Here is a 16,591-nt window from a genome sequence, read left to right as displayed (position 1 = left end):
ACAACTCAACAACCTCGGCTACAACGTCACCATCACCCCGGCCACCGCAGCCTAACCCACCACTACTTTCGTACTAGATGGGTTAAACGAAGCGGTTGCGGCCGGCGCGGTACCCCAAGAACGCCGCCAGGGATCCGACCACCAGGAACAGGATCCCCGCGGCGGCAAACCCACCCGTTGCCTGGTGAAGCTGCCCCACCAGAAGCGTTCCGGTGGAGCCCACTCCGTAGCCAACGCCCTGCATCATCCCGGACAGGTGCGCGGCAGTGTGGGCGTCGCGCGTCCGGACCATGATCATCGTCAAGGCCACGGCAGTGAGCGAACCCTGGCCGAGCCCAAGCAACCCCGTCCAAACCCAGATCAGCTCACCCGGCCCAAAAATGCTCAACGCAAACCCGCCGCCGGTCATCAGTGCCACCACGGTATTGATCGCCCGCTGGTCCTTGAAGCGCGTGGCGAGCGCCGGCGCAAAGAGCGAGCCGAGCATCTGCAGCACAATCGACACGGACACGATCAGCCCCGCCGTCCCGCCATCCACTCCCCGGTCCCGCAGGATCGGCGCCAACCAGGCAAAGACACTGAACGACATCATCGACTGCAGCACCATGAATGCGGTCACCTGCCACGCCACCGCGGAGCGCCACACGTTGACGCCGCCGGTGGTGGCCTGGTGACGGACGGGGTGCTGCCTGACGGCCAGCGGCAGGAAAAGCAAAAGCACGACGGCGGCAGGCACCGCCCAGAACCACAGCGCCGAAGTCCAGTGGCCGGTTGCCGTAAAGACCGGGTACGTAAACCCGGCACCGAGGGCAGCCGAAGCACAGATAGCCGTGGTGTAGAGCCCGCCCATGAGCCCCAGCCGGTGCGGGAAGTCCCGTTTGACCACCCCGGGAAGCAGCACATTGCACAGGGCTATCGCCGCACCGCAGGCAGCTGTCCCCACGAGCAGTGCCGGCACATGCCCCGCCCCCGGGAGTTCGCCGGGTCGGATCAGGAGGCCCGCGGTGAGGACCAGCATGGCTCCCAGCAGTACCCGTTCTGCTCCGAACCTCCGGGCCAGGACCGGGGCAAGGGGCGCGAAGACCCCCAGTAACGTCACCGGCACGGTCGTCAGGACCACAACGGACCAACCCGGCAGGCCGGCGTCGGACGTTATTTCCGGCAGGATGGCACCCAAACTGGAGAAGACCGTCCTCAAGTTCAAGCCGATGAGGATCAGGCACACCGCCAGGTAGACCAGGGCGCGTTTACCCCGCAGCGCGGTGGGAGCGGCCGCGGGTTCTTCGTTGATCTCAGCGTCGACGGCGATCTCGGGCAGCGGCTGGTTGCGCGCGGACTTGTCCGTGTCTTTCTCTGAATAAACGGGCTTCTGGGAGGAGGTCACACGTCCTATTCTGTCAGTCGAGTATGACCAGGGCCCGTTGGGGCGGGATGTGACCCCGAACAGCCGCGTGGGCAGGGGCCAAGTATTCTGGAAGGGTCATGAGTGAAACCCCAGATTCCCCGCGCCCCATCACCCCCGGTACCCAGGCGTCCCATGGAACCTACGGTGGCAGGCCAGTCAGTTTTGTGCGCCGCGGCACCCGCCTCCAGGGCAGGAGGCAGGCCGCGTGGGAAGAGCACGCCGAGCGCTGGGCCATCCAGGTCCCCCGCCACGTGGCCAACACGTCCGTGCACCCCGACTACGTCTTCGACGCCGAGGCAGTCTTTGGCCGCAAGGCTCCCTTGATCGTGGAGGTCGGCTCCGGGCTGGGCGATGCCGTGGTCCACGCCGCAGAGCAGAACCCGGACAAGGACTTCCTGGCGGTGGAGGTCTACACGCCGGGTTTGGCCAACACCATCATGAAAATCAACAGCCGCGGGCTCACGAACGTTCGCGTGGTGGAAGCGAACGCCCCGGAAGTCCTGGAATCCATGCTGCCCGCCGGTTCCGTCAGCGAACTCTGGGTCTTCTTCCCGGACCCGTGGCACAAGGCACGGCACCACAAACGCCGCCTGATCCAGCCGGCGTTCGCATCCGTGGCGGCCAAGGCCCTGGCAAAGGGCGGGTACTGGCGCATCGCCACCGACTGGTCCAACTACGCCATCCACGTCCGGGAAGTCCTGGCCGGGTCCACCGAGTTTGAGAACATGCACGACGGCGAGCGGGCCGGCGAGGAAAGCCCGCTCACCCACGTGTGGCAGTCCGGCGTCGAATCCGTGGTGGGGGGCGCCCCCGTCAAGGAAGGCCGTGCACCGGTCAGCACGGAGCACACGGGTCCCAACCAGGGAATCGACCACCAAGGTGGGTGGGCTCCCCGCTTCGAGGGCCGGATCCGGACGAGTTTCGAGAACAAAGCCCACGAGGCCGGGCGCATGATCTTCGACCTCACCTACCGGAAGATCTGAGCTGCACGATTCGGGGGAATCATGACCTATCAACCGCCGCTGGACTACTACAAGACGCGCCAGGTGACCCGCAACAGGGGCCTCGGTGCCGGGATCACCAGCATCGTGTGTGCGGTGATGTCCCCCGTGCCGGCGGTGGTGAGCATCCCGCTGGGTATTGCTGCCATGGCCTCGCAACTCGGTAATTACAGCGGCGACAACCAGTCCTGGTGGATTGGCACCGTTCTGCTGGCCGCGGCATCAGGCGCCCTGTCGGTGGGGGCCATCGTCGCGGGGCTGATCGCGGTTGTCCGGGCCGGTCGCATGAACGCCGGGCGGATCACGGGAATCATTGGCCTGGCGCTGATGGCAGTGAACATCTTTGTGGTGGCATTCCTGGTCTTCCTGGTACTCGGCGCCCTTGGAGGTGCATGACATGCCCCAGGTACGCGCCGAGCGCCTGATCCGGCTGGACCCGGACACCGTTTTCGCCCTGTCCCAAACAACCGGTGCCTTCCGGCTCAGATGGGATCCATTCATTTCCGCCCAAAGCTTCGTGGACGGCGCCACGTCAGCCGCCAAGGGCGTTCGAACCAGGACCGTGTCCCGGATGGGCCTGACCATGGTCACCGAATACGTCTCCTATGCGCCGCCGCGCAACGTGGGCATGACCATGGTGGCCGGCCCGTGGTTCTTCGCCAACTTTGGCGGTGGCTGGCGTTTCACCCCCGACGACGGCGGCACCCGCGCGGTCTGGAAGTACACCTTCTCCTGCCGCCCGGCGTGGTTGAAGCCCTTCGCCGACAGGGCGGGCAGGTGGCTTCTGGGCCGCGAAATCGAGAAAAGGATTGAGGCCTTTGCCCGGGCCTGCGAAGACCCGGCACTGGTAGCTGAACTTCAAGCAAGCTCAGGGAACTGAAATCGAGGCCACCGTCTTCTCCGACGCGTCCCTTAGCTCCACTCCCGCGATCCCGGCCAGCTGCACCGGTGTAGCGCCCGTGATCCTGATCCGGCCGCTGGACGTAGCTGTCCACCCGCAGGTTCGTTCCTCGGCACCGTCACGGCCCTTCACCCACAGGTACAGGGTGCCTTCCCTGGGCATGCTCTGGCCTTCGACTGCCAGTTCGGTGCCCCAATTCTTCTTGACCATGCCCACCTTGAGTTGCAGGCCATCACCGGACTGGACGGAATAGGTGGCATCCGGCTGAGGTGGTTGGTTCACCAGTGGTCCGGCCAGGAAGCCGACTGCCAGGCAAGCCGCGGCGACCGCCCCCACACAAGCCGCCCACCGCCGTCGTGATGTCCGCTGACGGTGGGAAAGCTCAACCAGCGCCTTTTGCGGCACCGAGTCGGGGGCCGGATCAGCCGGCAAACCAGCGGTGCCAGCCACGGTCAGCGCCACGGCGTCGGACCTGGGCACGGCATCGAGCAACGCCGGGAGGCTTTCCAGGGCTTCGAGTTCGGTGCGGCAGTCGGGGCAGCGGGCGAGGTGTTCTTCGAAGCCGCGCGCCTCGTCAGGGGTCAGACCGCCCAGCAGGTATGCGCCCAGCAAGTGGTGGACGGAGTTGCCGTTCATCGTTCCACCCCCATTTCATCAAGGATCGTTCGGAGGGCCTTCACGGCGTAGAAGGCCCGGGACTTCACGGTTCCGGCAGGTATGTTCAGGTGCAGGGCTGCTTCGCTGACCGTGTACCGCTGGTAATGCAGGGCCACCACCACCTCGCGGTGTTCGTGGCTGAGCCTCAGGAGCGCCTCCTCCATGAGGACCCGGTTCAGTAACTCATCAACCCGTTCGGTCGCCGCATGGTCCGGCAGTTCGTGTTCACCCGCCTCCGGTGGGCGCCGCTGCGCTTTCCGGTAGTTGTCGATGATGACGTTGCGGGCCGTCCTGAACAGGTAGCTGCGCAGGCTCCCGGTGATCTGCGGGGCGTGCTGCCACACCTTGAGGATGGTCTCCTGGACTACGTCGTCCGCTTGATGGGCATCCGGCGTGCAACTGAGGACGAAGCGTTTCAGGGCCGTACCGTGGTCGCGGTAGATCGCTGCGACGACGTCTTCGTCCAACGGCATGGCCACCTCCTTGCGCTTTGTTCATCATGTACGACGAGCGGCAGGCGGGAAAGGTTCACTGTCATGAACCGTTCCGGGTCGGACAGCGTCGTAAGGGTTGGCGCCGGTCCCACCGGCCGGTCCGTCGAAGGAGCTGGACATGAACAGAAAAGTGGGCCTCGGAGTGGCAGTTGTGGCTTTGGCCGCCCTTCTTGCAGGGTGTGGTGGAAGCCCTGGAACCACGGCAACCCCCGCACCGACGGCCACCTCGGCGTCGGCTTCAAGCCCTGCCGTGGCCGCCGACCTGAAGACAGCCTCGTCCAGTGCCGGCCAGATCGTGGTGGACAGCAAAGGCATGAGCCTCTACTTCTTCACCAAGGACAGCAAGGACTCGGGAACCAGCGCGTGCACCGCCGCCTGCCTGGCCGCCTGGCCGGTTTTCACGACGACGGCGGACACCCCCACCGCGGACGGCGTCACCGGCACCCTGGGAACCATTGCAACGCCTGACGGAAAGAAGCAGGTCACACTCAACGGGCTGCCCTTGTACTACTTCGCACAGGACAAGAAACCCGGGGACGTGCTGGGCCAGGGCGTCAACGATGTTTGGTATCTGGTGAGCCCGAGCGGAGAGATGGTCAAGGGGGCTGCGACGTCAGGATACTGAGGGCTGTTCGGGAAGCCTGCGCCCGCCCCTGCGCCTGCCCCCGCCCCTGCCACGCCGAGTTCGCGGGAAGCCTGCATATACCCCCGCAAATTTGCGGCGAGCCCGCAGGGTTCCAGCGGATTGGGTGCAGCCGCCATCACCTGAGCGCCCGAAGGATGCGTTCCTTGAAGGCCCGTTCCTGGAACAAGTCCTTCCACTCGATCCGGATGAAGCGCCAGCCGTCTTCCATGAGCGCCTTCTCACGCCGGCGTTCCTGGAAAATGACCTCATCCGTGGGTTTGTAGTCGAAATACTTGGTTCGCCCGTCAAACTCCAAACCCAGCTTTTCTTCTTCCCACGCAAAGTCCATGCGATGCCGGCCCATGCGGGTTTGGACCTTGAATTGCGGCTGAGGGGGCCTGATGCGCAATCTCTGCATCAGGTCCCGGGTGAGCGTCTCCCCAGCAGACTCGGAGCGCGGATCTGCGTTCTCCAGTGCCTTGCGCAGGGTGCGGATACCCCGTTTGCCGCTGGAGGCTGCCAGCATCCGGGTAAGCGATTGGATGCTAGCGCCCAGTCGCAGCCCATGGTCCATAATCACCAACGCCTTCGGATAGCTAAGCATTCTTGCGCAGTCGAACATGGTGCGTTCCAGCGAGGTTGCCCGCAGGCCCCGAACAATCACGACGTCGTCCTCGGTGAAGCTCTCTGTGTGTCCCGTGACATCCTTGCCCCAGCGGTCCGAAGAAGGCCTGACTTGAGAAAGCACATGGACCTTGTCATCGACCCCCCACACGAACAATCCGTGGAGCCGCGCCGCGGAAAGGTGGCTGTAAACGAAACCGCCCGAGGAGGTTGTCAGTGTGCCATGGGCGTGCGCCACGATGCGCTCCATCGCCTTCCGCCTCGGACCCAGGGCGTTCCACTTGCTGGACCTGATGTAGCAGCCGTACCTCAAGCGGTGGAGTTCCCCCGAGTTGACCAACGCCTTGATTTTTCGGGCATTCAGCCCGAAGCGGAGCAGTTCATCGGTTCTCCACATGTAGCCGCTCGACGGTAATGCCAAGACAGGCGTGACCTGAGTTGCTGACGATATTTCCATAGGACCAGCATCACCGGGCCCGATCCTGCCGGAGAAGGGCTCGGCCTTGCTATGTGGAAAGCGAGGGACGAAATAGCGGAAACACTGCGCGGATCGAACGACACGCTGCCCTGTATCCCATCGGCCTCAATGCCAAGAGCTCGTCCAGGTCGCCGGAAGCTGCAGGGATCGCTGGAAAACTCCGGCGATCCCACAGCGTTCCAGCGATCTCGGCGTGGGCCGGGCCGGGGCGGCCGGGGCCGGTGGCCGGGGCGGGGGAAACTCAGGCCTCCACGAACTCGTCGGACTCCTCAAACTCCACCGCGGCGATGATCTCCTTCGTCTCCGGATGGATCATGAAGGCTTCATCCTCTTCCTCGATCATGACGTAGTCGCCATGGTCCGTGGAGAAGTGCCAGGCGAGGATGTTCCCGCCGTCGTGCTCGTAGTTGGGATCGCCCATGGTGATCCTCTCCAGCTGGTAGCCCGCCACGTCGCACAATTCGCGGATGATGATCTCAAAATCGGGCGCGCTGGCCAGCGCTTCTTCCTCCGCCTCGGCCTGACGCCCGGCAAGGTCGGGGATGCGGGAAACCCGCTCGGCGATGTGGGCTTCCAGGTCCTCGTCGGACAGGGCCAGCAGGTCCGGCTGGCGGCGCAGGTATTCTCCGTTGAGCTCCACCAGGTCTTCTTCCTCGAGCAGCGCCTCGAACTCGCCGTCGAGCTCGTCCAGCAATGCCACCGGCGCGGTGACCCCCTCGGTGTCATCAAGTTCCCCGTCGAGGTAGGCCTCGGCTTCATCTTCGGTCAGGGCATCGAAGGCCGCGGCCGTGCGGTCGAAAAGGTCCGCGTGCCGGTGGGCGCCGATGGCTTCCAGGCCTGCGCGGACGAACCCGTCCACTTCTTCGCGCTCGGGTGCCGTAAACACGTACTGGGCAAAGCCTCCAGCCAGGGCCTGCGTCAGGTAGAAGTCGACAAAGTAGCTGTTGAGCGCAGCCGGGGCGATCTCATCGCTGTTGAGGAGTTCTGCGTACATCTCATTCACCACATTGAAGTTTGAATCCACAACGTCCGCGCTGCCGGCTTCGACGGCGCTCTTGTTCAGGACGACGGGGTACTCGTTGGTAGTCATGGGAAATCCTCACTGCTGAAAGCGGGTGGTGCTCCGGACACTTTCAACGTAGGTGCGCCATCAGCGCAGGAATCGAGGTTGAGGTTAACGGTGGGCGAAGTTTGGGGGCAGGTCCTGCCTGACTAAGATTGAACAGATAGCCTCCTGTCGAAAGTAGCCGCCTGCATGCCGTCCCACCCCGATGACAATTGGGAACTGGCCATACAAACACCTGCCATCACTGATCGTTCGTTGGCGGCAGGCTTGGCGTACGCCATGGGCAGCCGGGTGACGGGAATAACCTTCGATTCCGGCACGGGCCTCCTGCTCGGCAAAGTCCGCGGTACCGGTCCGCAGCCGTACTCCACCTCGGCCAAGCTGGTGCGCAAACCCAGCGGGTGGAGCTGCACCGTGGGAATCTGCAGCTGCCCCGTCCGGAAGGACTGCAAGCACGTCGCCGCCCTCCTCTTCACCGCCGAGGACCATCCCACCATCCGGGCCCAACTCCTGGCCCAGGCCCCGGGCATGCAGACCGCTGCCCCGCACAGCCCACCGGCGTCCAGGCCGGCCTGGGAACTGGCCCTCAACAGGCTCATCGCCAAGCCCGGGACGGTTCCCCACGCGGCCGGCATCCCCCTGGCCCTCCAGTTCGAGGTTGAGGAACCGGCCGCCCACTTCACCTACACAGGGCGTCGGGATCCCATGCGTAGCGTCCGGCAGCTGAAGGCCCGTCCGGTCATGATGGGCGCCAAAGGCAAGTGGATCAGGGGCGACGTGTCATGGAACAACCTCAGTTACATCAGCTTCCGCCGCGAGTTTAACGAGGCCCACGTTGAGTGGCTGCAAACGTTCCTGGCCGCCCATGGTTCCCCCAACGGCCGGCAGCAACCATCCGGTGCCATGTGGCTGAGCCTGAACGACTTCGCCGGCAGGAACCTTTGGACCCTACTCGAGGACGCCAGGAAGGCGGGCATCCCGCTGATCCACGCCGCTGGGAGCGAGCCTGTGCGCGTGGAGCCGCAACCCGCCGTCGTGGGTTTGACCCTGGCGCGCCAGGGCGCTGACGCAAGGCACAACGGAAAGCCCGACGGCGGACTGGAGCTTTCGCCGTCGGTGACCGTGGGTGGGGAGCAGGTTGATGCGGGGTCCGTGGGGTTCCTGGGCAAGCCCGCGAACGGCGTCTTTTTCACGCATTCCGGGCCGGAAACGCTGCCAGGCGTCACGCAGCAGAAGAACCTCATCACCCTCGCCCCGATTGAGGGGAGCATCAGCGACGAACTGCTGGAATTTGTCACCGACGGGTCCACGCTGCAAATTCCTGCGGAAGACGAGGGCCGCTTCCTGACGTCCTTCTACCCCAAGCTGCGGCAGTCCACGCCAGTCCAGGCCGCGGATGAGTCGGTGGAACTGCCCACCCTGGCCGTGCCTTCACTGTCACTTCTGGCCAACTACGGAAACGATCACAAGGTCCGGCTGCACTGGGAGTGGCACTACACCTCGGGCACCCTGGTCACGGCGCAGCCCCTGTGGCGGCACCCCGAAGACCGCGGATACCGGGACGACGCAGCCGAGGCCCGCATCCTTGAATCACTCGGGCATCCTTGGGAAATCGTCCCTGCCCTCGCGGAATCGTCCACCGGCGGCTGGGGTGCTCCCCGGCTGACGGCCACGGCTGAACTGAGCGGCCTGGACACCCTGGCTTTCACCGAAGAGGTGCTGCCGCGTTTGCGGGATTTGCCCGACGTCGTGGTCGAAACGTCCGGCGATATCGCCGACTACCGCGAAGCCGAAGAAGCGCCCGTCGTGTCCATTTCCACCAAGGAGACGGCAAGCGGTGACTGGTTCGATCTTGGCATCGTGATCACGCTGGAGGGCGAACCGGTATCTTTCGCCGCCGTCTTCTCGGCCCTCGCCGCCGGGCAAACCCGCATGCTCCTGCCCAGCGGCGCCCACTTCTCCCTGGACCTCCCCGAGCTGCACCAACTCCGGGCACTCATCGATGAAGCCCGCTCGCTGCAGGACAATCCGGACAACAAGGACGGAACCCTGCAGATCAGCCGCTTCCAGGCCGGGCTGTGGGACGAGTTTGCGCAGCTGGGGATCGTGGACGAGCAAGCCGCCGCGTGGCGGGAGTCGGTGGGTGGACTGCTCGACGACGGCGTGACCGGGCTGCCGCTGCCGGCCGGACTTAACGCTGAGCTGCGTCCGTACCAGCTGGAGGGATTCAACTGGCTGAGCTTCCTGTACAAGCACAGCCTGGGCGGGGTCCTGGCGGACGACATGGGCCTGGGCAAAACCGTGCAGGCCATTGCGTTGATGTGCGCGGCGCAGGAGTTGGCCCGCTCCAGCGGGAATGAGAGGGCTCCGTTCCTGGTGGTTGCTCCCACGAGCGTCGTGAGCAACTGGGCCTCGGAAGCGCAGAGGTTTGCCCCGGGCCTTGATGTACGTACCGTCTCCGAGACGTTTGCCAAGAGCGGGTTGGTGCCGTCGGAAGCCCTGAGTGGTGCCGACGTCGTGATTACCTCGTATGCGCTGTTCCGCATCGACTACGAGGCCTACGCTTCGCTCCCGTGGGCCGGGCTCATGCTGGATGAGGCGCAGTTCGTCAAGAACCACCAGTCCAAGGCGTACCAGTGCGCGCGCAAGCTGCCTGCCCGCTTCAAGCTGGCCATCACCGGCACTCCGCTGGAGAACAACCTCATGGAGTTCTGGTCGCTGACGTCGATCGTGGCACCGGGGCTGTTCCCGAGCCCCAAGAGGTTCGCCGAGAACTACCAAAAGCCGGTGGAGAAGAACGGTGACTCGGCGCAGCTGGCCAAGCTCCGGCGTCGTGTGCGTCCGCTCATGATGCGCCGCACCAAGGAACAGGTCATCCAGGACCTGCCACCCAAGCAGGAACAGGTGCTCGAGGTGGTTCTCAACCCGCGGCACCAAAAGGTCTATCAGACGCATCTCCAGCGCGAGCGGCAGAAGATCCTGGGGCTGATCGACGACGTCAACAAAAACCGCTTTACGATCTTCCAGTCTTTGACGTTGCTGCGGCAGCTGAGCCTGGACGTCTCGCTGGTGGATTCCTCGCTTGCTGCCGTGCGCTCGTCCAAGCTGGACGTCCTCTTTGAGCAGCTTGAGGACATCATCTCCGAGGGCCACAGGACGCTGATCTTCAGCCAGTTCACCGGGTTCCTGGGCAAGGTCCGCGAGCGGATGGACGCCGAGGGGATCGAGTACTGCTACCTCGACGGCAGCACCCGGAACCGTGGCGACGTAGTCAGCGAATTCAAGAACGGCACCGCGCCGGTTTTCCTCATCTCCTTGAAGGCCGGCGGCTTCGGGCTGAACCTGACCGAGGCCGATTATGTGTTCCTGCTGGACCCCTGGTGGAACCCCGCGTCCGAGGCCCAGGCCGTGGACCGAACACACCGGATTGGGCAGGCGCGGAACGTCATGGTGTACCGGCTGGTGGCGAAGGACACCATCGAGGAAAAGGTCATGGCGTTGAAAGCCAAGAAGTCGCAGCTGTTCGCGGACGTGATGGAAGGCGATGCCCTGGCCGGTGGCTCGTTGACGGCGGAGGACCTGGCGGCGCTGTTCGCGGAGTAGGGGTCCCCACTAGCTCGCATTTGTGGTTGTTCCCAGCGCTGGGAACAACCACAAATGCCAGTCAGTTGGGCCGATCAGTCGTCCAGCCGCACGCCCCGCAGCATCAGCATTGTCCCGCCAACGGCAACGGCGGAGGCCAGGAAAACGCCCGCCGCCCCGAGGCCCACAGCAACCACGCCGATGGCGCTGGGTAGAACCACCTGGCCCACACGGTTTCCGGCGAGCCGGAGGGCCAGGGCGCGCCCGCGTTGCCCGGCAGGTGCCTGCGCGGACAGCCAGGACATGGTGAGCGGCTGCCCGATCCCCAAGCCGAGGCCGAGGAAAGCCATGACAACAAACAACAACCACTCGGGCATCGGAATCGCTGCCACAGCAAGTGCCCCCGTGGATACGGCCAGGCTGAGGACCAGCAGCCTGAGCCTGCCCATCCTGCGGGAGACGCGGCCCAACCCGAGCCTGGACACCATGGAAAATACTGCCCGGACCGTCAACATCAGGCCCACTGTTGCAGCGGTGATTCCACGCTCGGCACCTAGAGCAGGCAGGTAAACAACGGTCAGGTCCACTACTGCCAACACCGTCGCACTGGTTGCAAGGGCACGCGCCACGCCGGGCGCCCGAAGCAAGGAGAAGGCGCTCCCCCGCGGGGCTTCGGCGGACCTTGAGGCGCGGCGACCGCTGCTCACCCGCGATGATACGAGGAACGTCGTCCCGAACAGCACCAGCCCCATCGCAACAGCCAGGATGAAGATCGCCTGCGTATTGGGCCTGACTGAAGCACCGCCAACAATCGAAATCGCGAGCGGTCCCAGCGCCTGCCCCAACGACGCCGCAAAGGTCAGGTAGCCAAAAGCCGAGTCGAGACGCGAAGACGCCGCGTTGTTCGCCACCACTGCCTGCTGCCCCACAACACAGGCCAACTGTCCAGCGCCCAGAAGCGCCGTTCCGGCGATCAGCGCCGCAACGGACGTCCCCCAAAGGAGCAGGAACGTTGAGCAAAGAAGGACGACGGCGGACCCTGCGGCCATGAGCCGACGCTCACCCAAGCGGTCCACCAGGTTGCCAATGGGCAGGGCCAGCAGCAACGGAAAGACCGCATAACTGGCAGCGAGAACACCGAGCGCGAAGGCCGGCACATCAAGTTCCAGGGCCCGGTACGTGGCGGCTGGCCGGACTAGGAAAGTCACTGCCTGGATCAATGCAGAATGGATGAGGAGCGCCGTGGAGGAGCGCCGCCCGAGTTCGCCGATCATTCGACGCCGAGTCCTTTGTCCGAGATCATGCGCAGCGTCTCGTCCCGGGCTCCGATGACGTGGTCGAAGGCAATCTTCGCGGCAGTATCGGCATCCTTGGCGGCCAGGGCAGCCACCAGCAGCCGGTGATCCGCCAATGCTTCCTCGCGCCGCTCCCGGGAGTTGTTGGTGAAGTACCGGTAGCGCTCCACCTGGCTGGCTATTTGTTCATGAAAGCGCCGGGCCCAAGAGTTGCCCGCGATCGAGGCAATGGTGGCGTGCAGGGTGACGCCGTACCTCATGGCCTCGTCCGCGAACCCGACCATGGCGGCGTTCCGCTCAAGGACTCCTTGCAGCTTGTCGATGTCGGCATCCTGTGCGCGGGCGCACGCTTCACGGGCCATGAGGGATTCCAAGGCCGCGCGCACGTCGTAGAGCTCGCGGACTGCCCCTTCATCGAGCAACGGCACAACAACTCCCCCGGTAGGTTGTTGCTCCAGGAGGTTCTCGGAAATCAGGCGCCTGATCGCTTCGCGCAACGGAGTCCGGCTGACCTGCAGCGAGGTGGCCATCGCGGGCTCGTAGATCCGCGTCCCGGGTTTGAGTTCCAGGTCCAGGATCTGCCGTTTCAGTTCCGTGTAAACCAAGTGTGCGCCCGTATTCCGGGGTCGTGATTCTGCCATGCTGCCGCCAAAGTTCAAAGAGTGTACTTGTATACATCTATACAGGTCATCAGCCCTCCGCAGCAACGCGGGGTGGCCCGCGCCGCTGTTGGCGGCAGTCTTGGGCCCTCCATGACCCCGCGTTGCTTTGAGTAAGAACACTTCGGACCAAGCACGATCGACCTTGTTCGACTCCCTTGTGGCACCCTAAGGCACCTCATAGTCTCGGCAGCACCGGCTTCGCCAGAGCAGCCGGTTCCACTCGCAAACCCCGATGATGAGGTGCCCCTATGCCGATTCCACGATTCCGAAGGCCGGTCGCTGCCCTGGCGGCGGCCGTCACAGCAGCCACCAGCATGGCGCTCCTGCCCATAGGCCCAGCGGCCCAGGCAGTCGATGCCACCCCAGTCACGATCACCCCTAACCCGGCCAGCCGCAGCGAAGCGTTCGAAGGCTGGGGCACCAGCCTGGTCTGGTTCGCGAACGCGACGGCGGGATACTCACCGGAACTGCGCGAGGAGCTTTACCAAAAGGTCTTCGGAGAAGATGGGCTGAACCTCAACATCGCCCGCTACAACGTCGGCGGAGGCAACGCCTCGGATGTGGCGGACTACCTCAACGATGGCAGCGCTGTGGAGGGATGGTGGAGGCCGGTGCCGGAAGCGCAACCCGGCCAGCCGGCGTCGAACCTCTACAACCCTGACGGAAGCGTCGACAAGACACAAGCCAACAAGCTCGCGTTCCTGAACGCGTGGAACCCTGACGACCCCGCCTCCTACAACCCTGACGCCGACCAGAACCAGCGGTGGTGGGTGGAACGCCTCGCCGAAGACCAGCAGATCACGCACTGGGAAGCCTTCAGCAACTCGCCTCCATGGTTCATGACCAAGAGCGGCTACGTCTCCGGTCAGGTCAACACCAGCAAGGGCGAAAACCTGCTGCCTGAGGCGGAAGCCAAGTTCGCCGCGTATATGCGGCAGGCCGTCGAACTCCTGGAAGCCGGCAGCGGCATCACGGTGGACACCATCGATCCGTTCAACGAGCCCAACTCCGGCTATTGGGGAACGGACATCAACGCGGCCACGGGCAAACCGCCCACAACATACACACAGAAGCAGGAGGGCGCCCTGATCTATCCGGCCGCCCAGGACCGCGTGACCAAACTCCTGGCCGCCGAACTCGCCAAAGGCAGCACCGATGCCGTGATTTCAGCAATGGACGAGACCGACCCCTCCAAGTTCATGACCAACTGGAACGGTTACAGCCAGGAAGCCAAGGAGGCCGTCTCGCAGCTGAACGTGCACACGTACGGCACCAACGACCGTCGCCGGGTCCGGGACCTTGCCAACTCCACGGACAAACCGCTGTGGATGAGCGAAGTGGGCGGATTCTGGACCGGCAATCCCGCGCTCGGCGACTCGACCAGTGGCTGGGACCGCTCCAACATCACCAACGGCCTGGGCATCGCGAGCCGCATGGTCAACGACCTCCGGGAGCTCGAGCCCGACGCGTGGGTGTTCTGGCAGCCCGTAGAGGACACGTACAAGCAGGAGAAAGGCGACAAGGGCTGGGGTTCCATCTACGTCGACTTCGACTGCAACTACGCCGGCCGTGAGGGCTACTCCAACCGCAGGCTCAACGACGGCGCCGCCCTGGACGCCGCCAAGTGCAAGGTCCTGACCAACCAGAAGTACAACACCACGCGGAACTTCACCCACTACATCCGCCCGGGTGATTTCCTCATCCAGAACAACGACCCCAAGACCGCCAGCGCCCTCCGCGCGGACGGCAGCGGCGCCACGCTGGTCCACTTCAATGACACCCCGACGCCGGAAAAGGTCACCATCGACCTCAGCCGCTTCGGCAGCATCGCCACCGGCGCGAAGGTCACGCCTGTGGTCACCACCAAGTCGCCCTTGGATGACATCGAGAAGAATGCGCTGGTGAAGGGCCAGCCGGTCGCCGTCGACGCCGCTTCGAAGTCCGCGACGCTGGAGGTTCCTGCCGCATCAGTGGTGACGTTCGTCGTCGACGGCGTCAGCGGAGTTTCGGACGACGCCGCACCGGTGCAGGACGGCCACAAGTACCACCTCAGCGGGGAGGCGAGCGGGAAGTACCTGACAGCTGGTTCCGCAGCGGCGTCCATCCAGGACCTTGGAACCGACGCTGCAGGGGTTGCGCCGCAGATCTGGACGTTCAACGCTGTCCACCCGGACGATGTGTTCGCCAACGACCGCCGCTGGGTTGTCACCTCCTCTGATGGCCGCGTCCTGGCAGGGAACGGCGGCGTGCTGAATGGGTCCCAGAGCGGCACCCTTTCCTTGGCATCGCTTTCGCTTGAGCAGGCCAAATCCACTCCTTCCGCACAGTGGATAGTCACCACGGAAAACGGCAAGCAGTGGACTTTGGTCAACGCTGCTGCGGCGATTTCCCTTCAGGTTTCGGGGAACCAGACGGCGGCCGGGACCTCAGTTGCGCTGGCTTCCTCCACGGGCAGCACGTCAACCGCGCTGGCCAGTCCGCACCAGGCCTGGGCCTTCACGGACATCGCGGATCTGAAGCTGCTGGGGGTTGCTCCGCTGGACGTGAGCACACCCGTTGGCGTGGCTCCTGTCCTGCCAACTACCGTCACACCTGTCTACGAGGCCGGTCCGGGCAGGCCCCTTTCTGTCACATGGGCGCCTGTCGATCCCGCTGTGTGGGGCAGCGCCGGAAAGGTGACGTTGTACGGTGCCGGCGTCGATCCGTACGGTCAAAGGTTTGAGGCGGTCCTCACGGTGACTGTGGGCGATTACATCGCGACAGATCCTGCATCCGTCACGGTTGGCGTTGGGTCTTCCTTGGCCGCAGTGCAGGCGGCTGCTCCAGCCACTGTGCCCGGCCAGATTTCCGATGGACCGGCCCGCAATCCCCTGTCTGTGGCGTGGGACTGGTCTTCCTTGGACACCGCTTCCCTGGAAAAAGCAGGAACACTGACGGTGCCAGGCAAGGCGGGCTCACTTGAGGCCACCCTGACCGTCATCGTGGTGGACCGCGTCCCGGTAGGCAACATCTGCAAGGACGATCCCGCCACCACCGTCACGGCCAGCTACACCGAGGGTTCATACGTCGCCAGGAACACGTGCGACACCAACGCCTCCACCCGCTGGTCCAACTGGGTGAGCGGGGGCCGGGCCGGTGACTCGTTGTCCTATGGTTTCGGCCGGGATTACACGGTTTCGTCGGTCACGGTGACGTCCGCCGAGAAGGCTGCCGCGAGCCTCAAGGTCCAGTACCAGGACGCTGCGGGCACGTGGAAAGACACCTCGGCCGGGGTCATTACCGGACTCTCGGTCACCCAGCCGACCACCGTTCGCTTCGACCCCGTCACGACCCGCGGGATCCGGGTTTCCTTTGTGACCACCGGTTCCTACACCAAGGTGGCCGAGGTCGCCATCGCCGGAACCCGCTTGGCTGATGCAGGGCTCGCCGACCTCGGCCGGCTCCTCGTCAACCAAGCGTCCGTGGTCGGATTCGCTCCCGGAACCACGGGGTACCGCGCCTTGACCGCCTCGGCGACTCCCGCCGTCGTCGGCTACCCGCTGGACACGAATGCGAAGGTGAGCGTCCGGCAGGCTACTGCGGAAAGCCCGACGGCGATAGTCACCGTCACGGCCCCCGACGGGACGGTCAAGGAGTACCGGGTAGACATCTCCACGGGCAAGGAAGCATGCATGGACGACGGATGGAAGACGAGCCCGTCCCCGGTATTCAAGACCCAGGGGCAATGCGTGAGCAGCTTCGCGGCGCGCAAGTAGGCTCGAGTTGCACGGCGGGCCTCCCGGGACACGTTCCGGGAGGCCC

Annotated in this window: 13 protein-coding genes; 6 read left to right on the top strand and 7 right to left on the bottom strand. The window is 64.6% G+C overall.

Annotation, left to right across the window (positions count from 1 at the left end; all coding sequences use genetic code 11):
* Positions 1–82 precede the first annotated feature (82 nt).
* A complete protein-coding gene (locus tag ACSVIE_RS15415; protein WP_442424417.1) occupies positions 83–1,384 on the bottom strand; it encodes a CynX/NimT family MFS transporter in 1,302 nt (433 codons plus the stop codon).
* 98 nt (positions 1,385–1,482) lie between these two features.
* Here ACSVIE_RS15415 and trmB point away from each other — a divergent pair, with 98 nt between their 5' ends.
* Genes trmB through ACSVIE_RS15400 form a run of 3 tightly spaced genes read left to right on the top strand, consistent with a single transcriptional unit; the run spans position 1,483 to position 3,286 of the window.
* On the top strand, positions 1,483–2,388 hold the full coding sequence (gene trmB, locus ACSVIE_RS15410) for a tRNA (guanosine(46)-N7)-methyltransferase TrmB (protein WP_426004253.1): 906 nt from the start codon (positions 1,483–1,485) through the stop codon (positions 2,386–2,388).
* Positions 2,389–2,409: 21 nt separating this feature from the next.
* Positions 2,410–2,802 (top strand): hypothetical protein, encoded by a 393-nt coding sequence (locus ACSVIE_RS15405; RefSeq protein ID WP_442424416.1) that lies wholly within the window; start codon positions 2,410–2,412, stop codon positions 2,800–2,802.
* 1 nt (position 2,803) lies between these two features.
* Positions 2,804–3,286 (top strand): SRPBCC family protein, encoded by a 483-nt coding sequence (locus tag ACSVIE_RS15400; protein WP_426004256.1) that lies wholly within the window; start codon positions 2,804–2,806, stop codon positions 3,284–3,286.
* Here ACSVIE_RS15400 and ACSVIE_RS15395 read toward each other — a convergent pair.
* On the bottom strand, positions 3,275–3,943 hold the full coding sequence (locus ACSVIE_RS15395; RefSeq protein WP_442424415.1) for an anti-sigma factor family protein: 669 nt from the start codon (positions 3,941–3,943) through the stop codon (positions 3,275–3,277). The genes ACSVIE_RS15400 and ACSVIE_RS15395 overlap by 12 nt on opposite strands.
* Positions 3,940–4,437: a sigma-70 family RNA polymerase sigma factor gene (locus ACSVIE_RS15390; protein WP_426004258.1), complete on the bottom strand. Its 498-nt coding sequence runs from the start codon at positions 4,435–4,437 to the stop codon at positions 3,940–3,942. Before ACSVIE_RS15390 ends, ACSVIE_RS15395 begins: the two co-directional genes overlap by 4 nt.
* Positions 4,438–4,576: 139 nt before the next feature.
* Between ACSVIE_RS15390 and ACSVIE_RS15385 the strand changes: the two genes are divergently transcribed.
* Positions 4,577–5,083, top strand: a complete 507-nt coding sequence (locus ACSVIE_RS15385) for a COG4315 family predicted lipoprotein (RefSeq protein WP_442424414.1) — start codon at positions 4,577–4,579, stop codon at positions 5,081–5,083.
* Between the two features lie 136 nt (positions 5,084–5,219).
* On the opposite strand, the gene ACSVIE_RS15380 is transcribed toward ACSVIE_RS15385, so the two are convergent.
* Complete coding sequence (locus ACSVIE_RS15380) at positions 5,220–6,104, bottom strand: type IV toxin-antitoxin system AbiEi family antitoxin domain-containing protein (protein ID WP_442424413.1); 885 nt, start codon at positions 6,102–6,104, stop codon at positions 5,220–5,222.
* A 322-nt stretch (positions 6,105–6,426) separates the two neighbouring features.
* Complete coding sequence (locus ACSVIE_RS15375) at positions 6,427–7,275, bottom strand: DMP19 family protein (protein ID WP_442424412.1); 849 nt, start codon at positions 7,273–7,275, stop codon at positions 6,427–6,429.
* A gap of 165 nt (positions 7,276–7,440) precedes the next feature.
* On the opposite strand from ACSVIE_RS15375, the gene ACSVIE_RS15370 reads away from it, so the two are divergent.
* Positions 7,441–10,854 carry a DEAD/DEAH box helicase gene (locus ACSVIE_RS15370; RefSeq protein ID WP_442424411.1) on the top strand — a complete coding sequence of 1,138 codons (3,414 nt, stop codon included), beginning with the start codon at positions 7,441–7,443 and terminating at the stop codon, positions 10,852–10,854.
* A 74-nt stretch (positions 10,855–10,928) separates the two neighbouring features.
* On the opposite strand, the gene ACSVIE_RS15365 is transcribed toward ACSVIE_RS15370, so the two are convergent.
* Both ACSVIE_RS15365 and ACSVIE_RS15360 read right to left on the bottom strand, forming a co-directional pair.
* A complete protein-coding gene (locus ACSVIE_RS15365) occupies positions 10,929–12,107 on the bottom strand; it encodes an MFS transporter (protein WP_442424410.1) in 1,179 nt (392 codons plus the stop codon).
* Positions 12,104–12,769, bottom strand: coding sequence for a GntR family transcriptional regulator (locus ACSVIE_RS15360; protein ID WP_426004264.1), 666 nt, complete (start codon positions 12,767–12,769; stop codon positions 12,104–12,106). The genes ACSVIE_RS15365 and ACSVIE_RS15360 overlap by 4 nt, the downstream gene beginning before the upstream one ends.
* Before the next feature lie 269 nt (positions 12,770–13,038).
* Between ACSVIE_RS15360 and ACSVIE_RS15355 the strand changes: the two genes are divergently transcribed.
* Positions 13,039–16,545 carry a discoidin domain-containing protein gene (locus ACSVIE_RS15355; RefSeq protein ID WP_442424409.1) on the top strand — a complete coding sequence of 1,169 codons (3,507 nt, stop codon included), beginning with the start codon at positions 13,039–13,041 and terminating at the stop codon, positions 16,543–16,545.
* Positions 16,546–16,591 lie beyond the last annotated feature (46 nt).

The sequence above is a fragment of the Paenarthrobacter sp. NCHU4564 genome (genome assembly GCF_052156435.1).
Taxonomy (GTDB): Bacteria; Actinomycetota; Actinomycetes; order Actinomycetales; family Micrococcaceae; genus Arthrobacter.
Note: the sequence above shows the minus strand (reverse complement) of the source record. Positions and strands in the feature narration are given on the sequence as shown.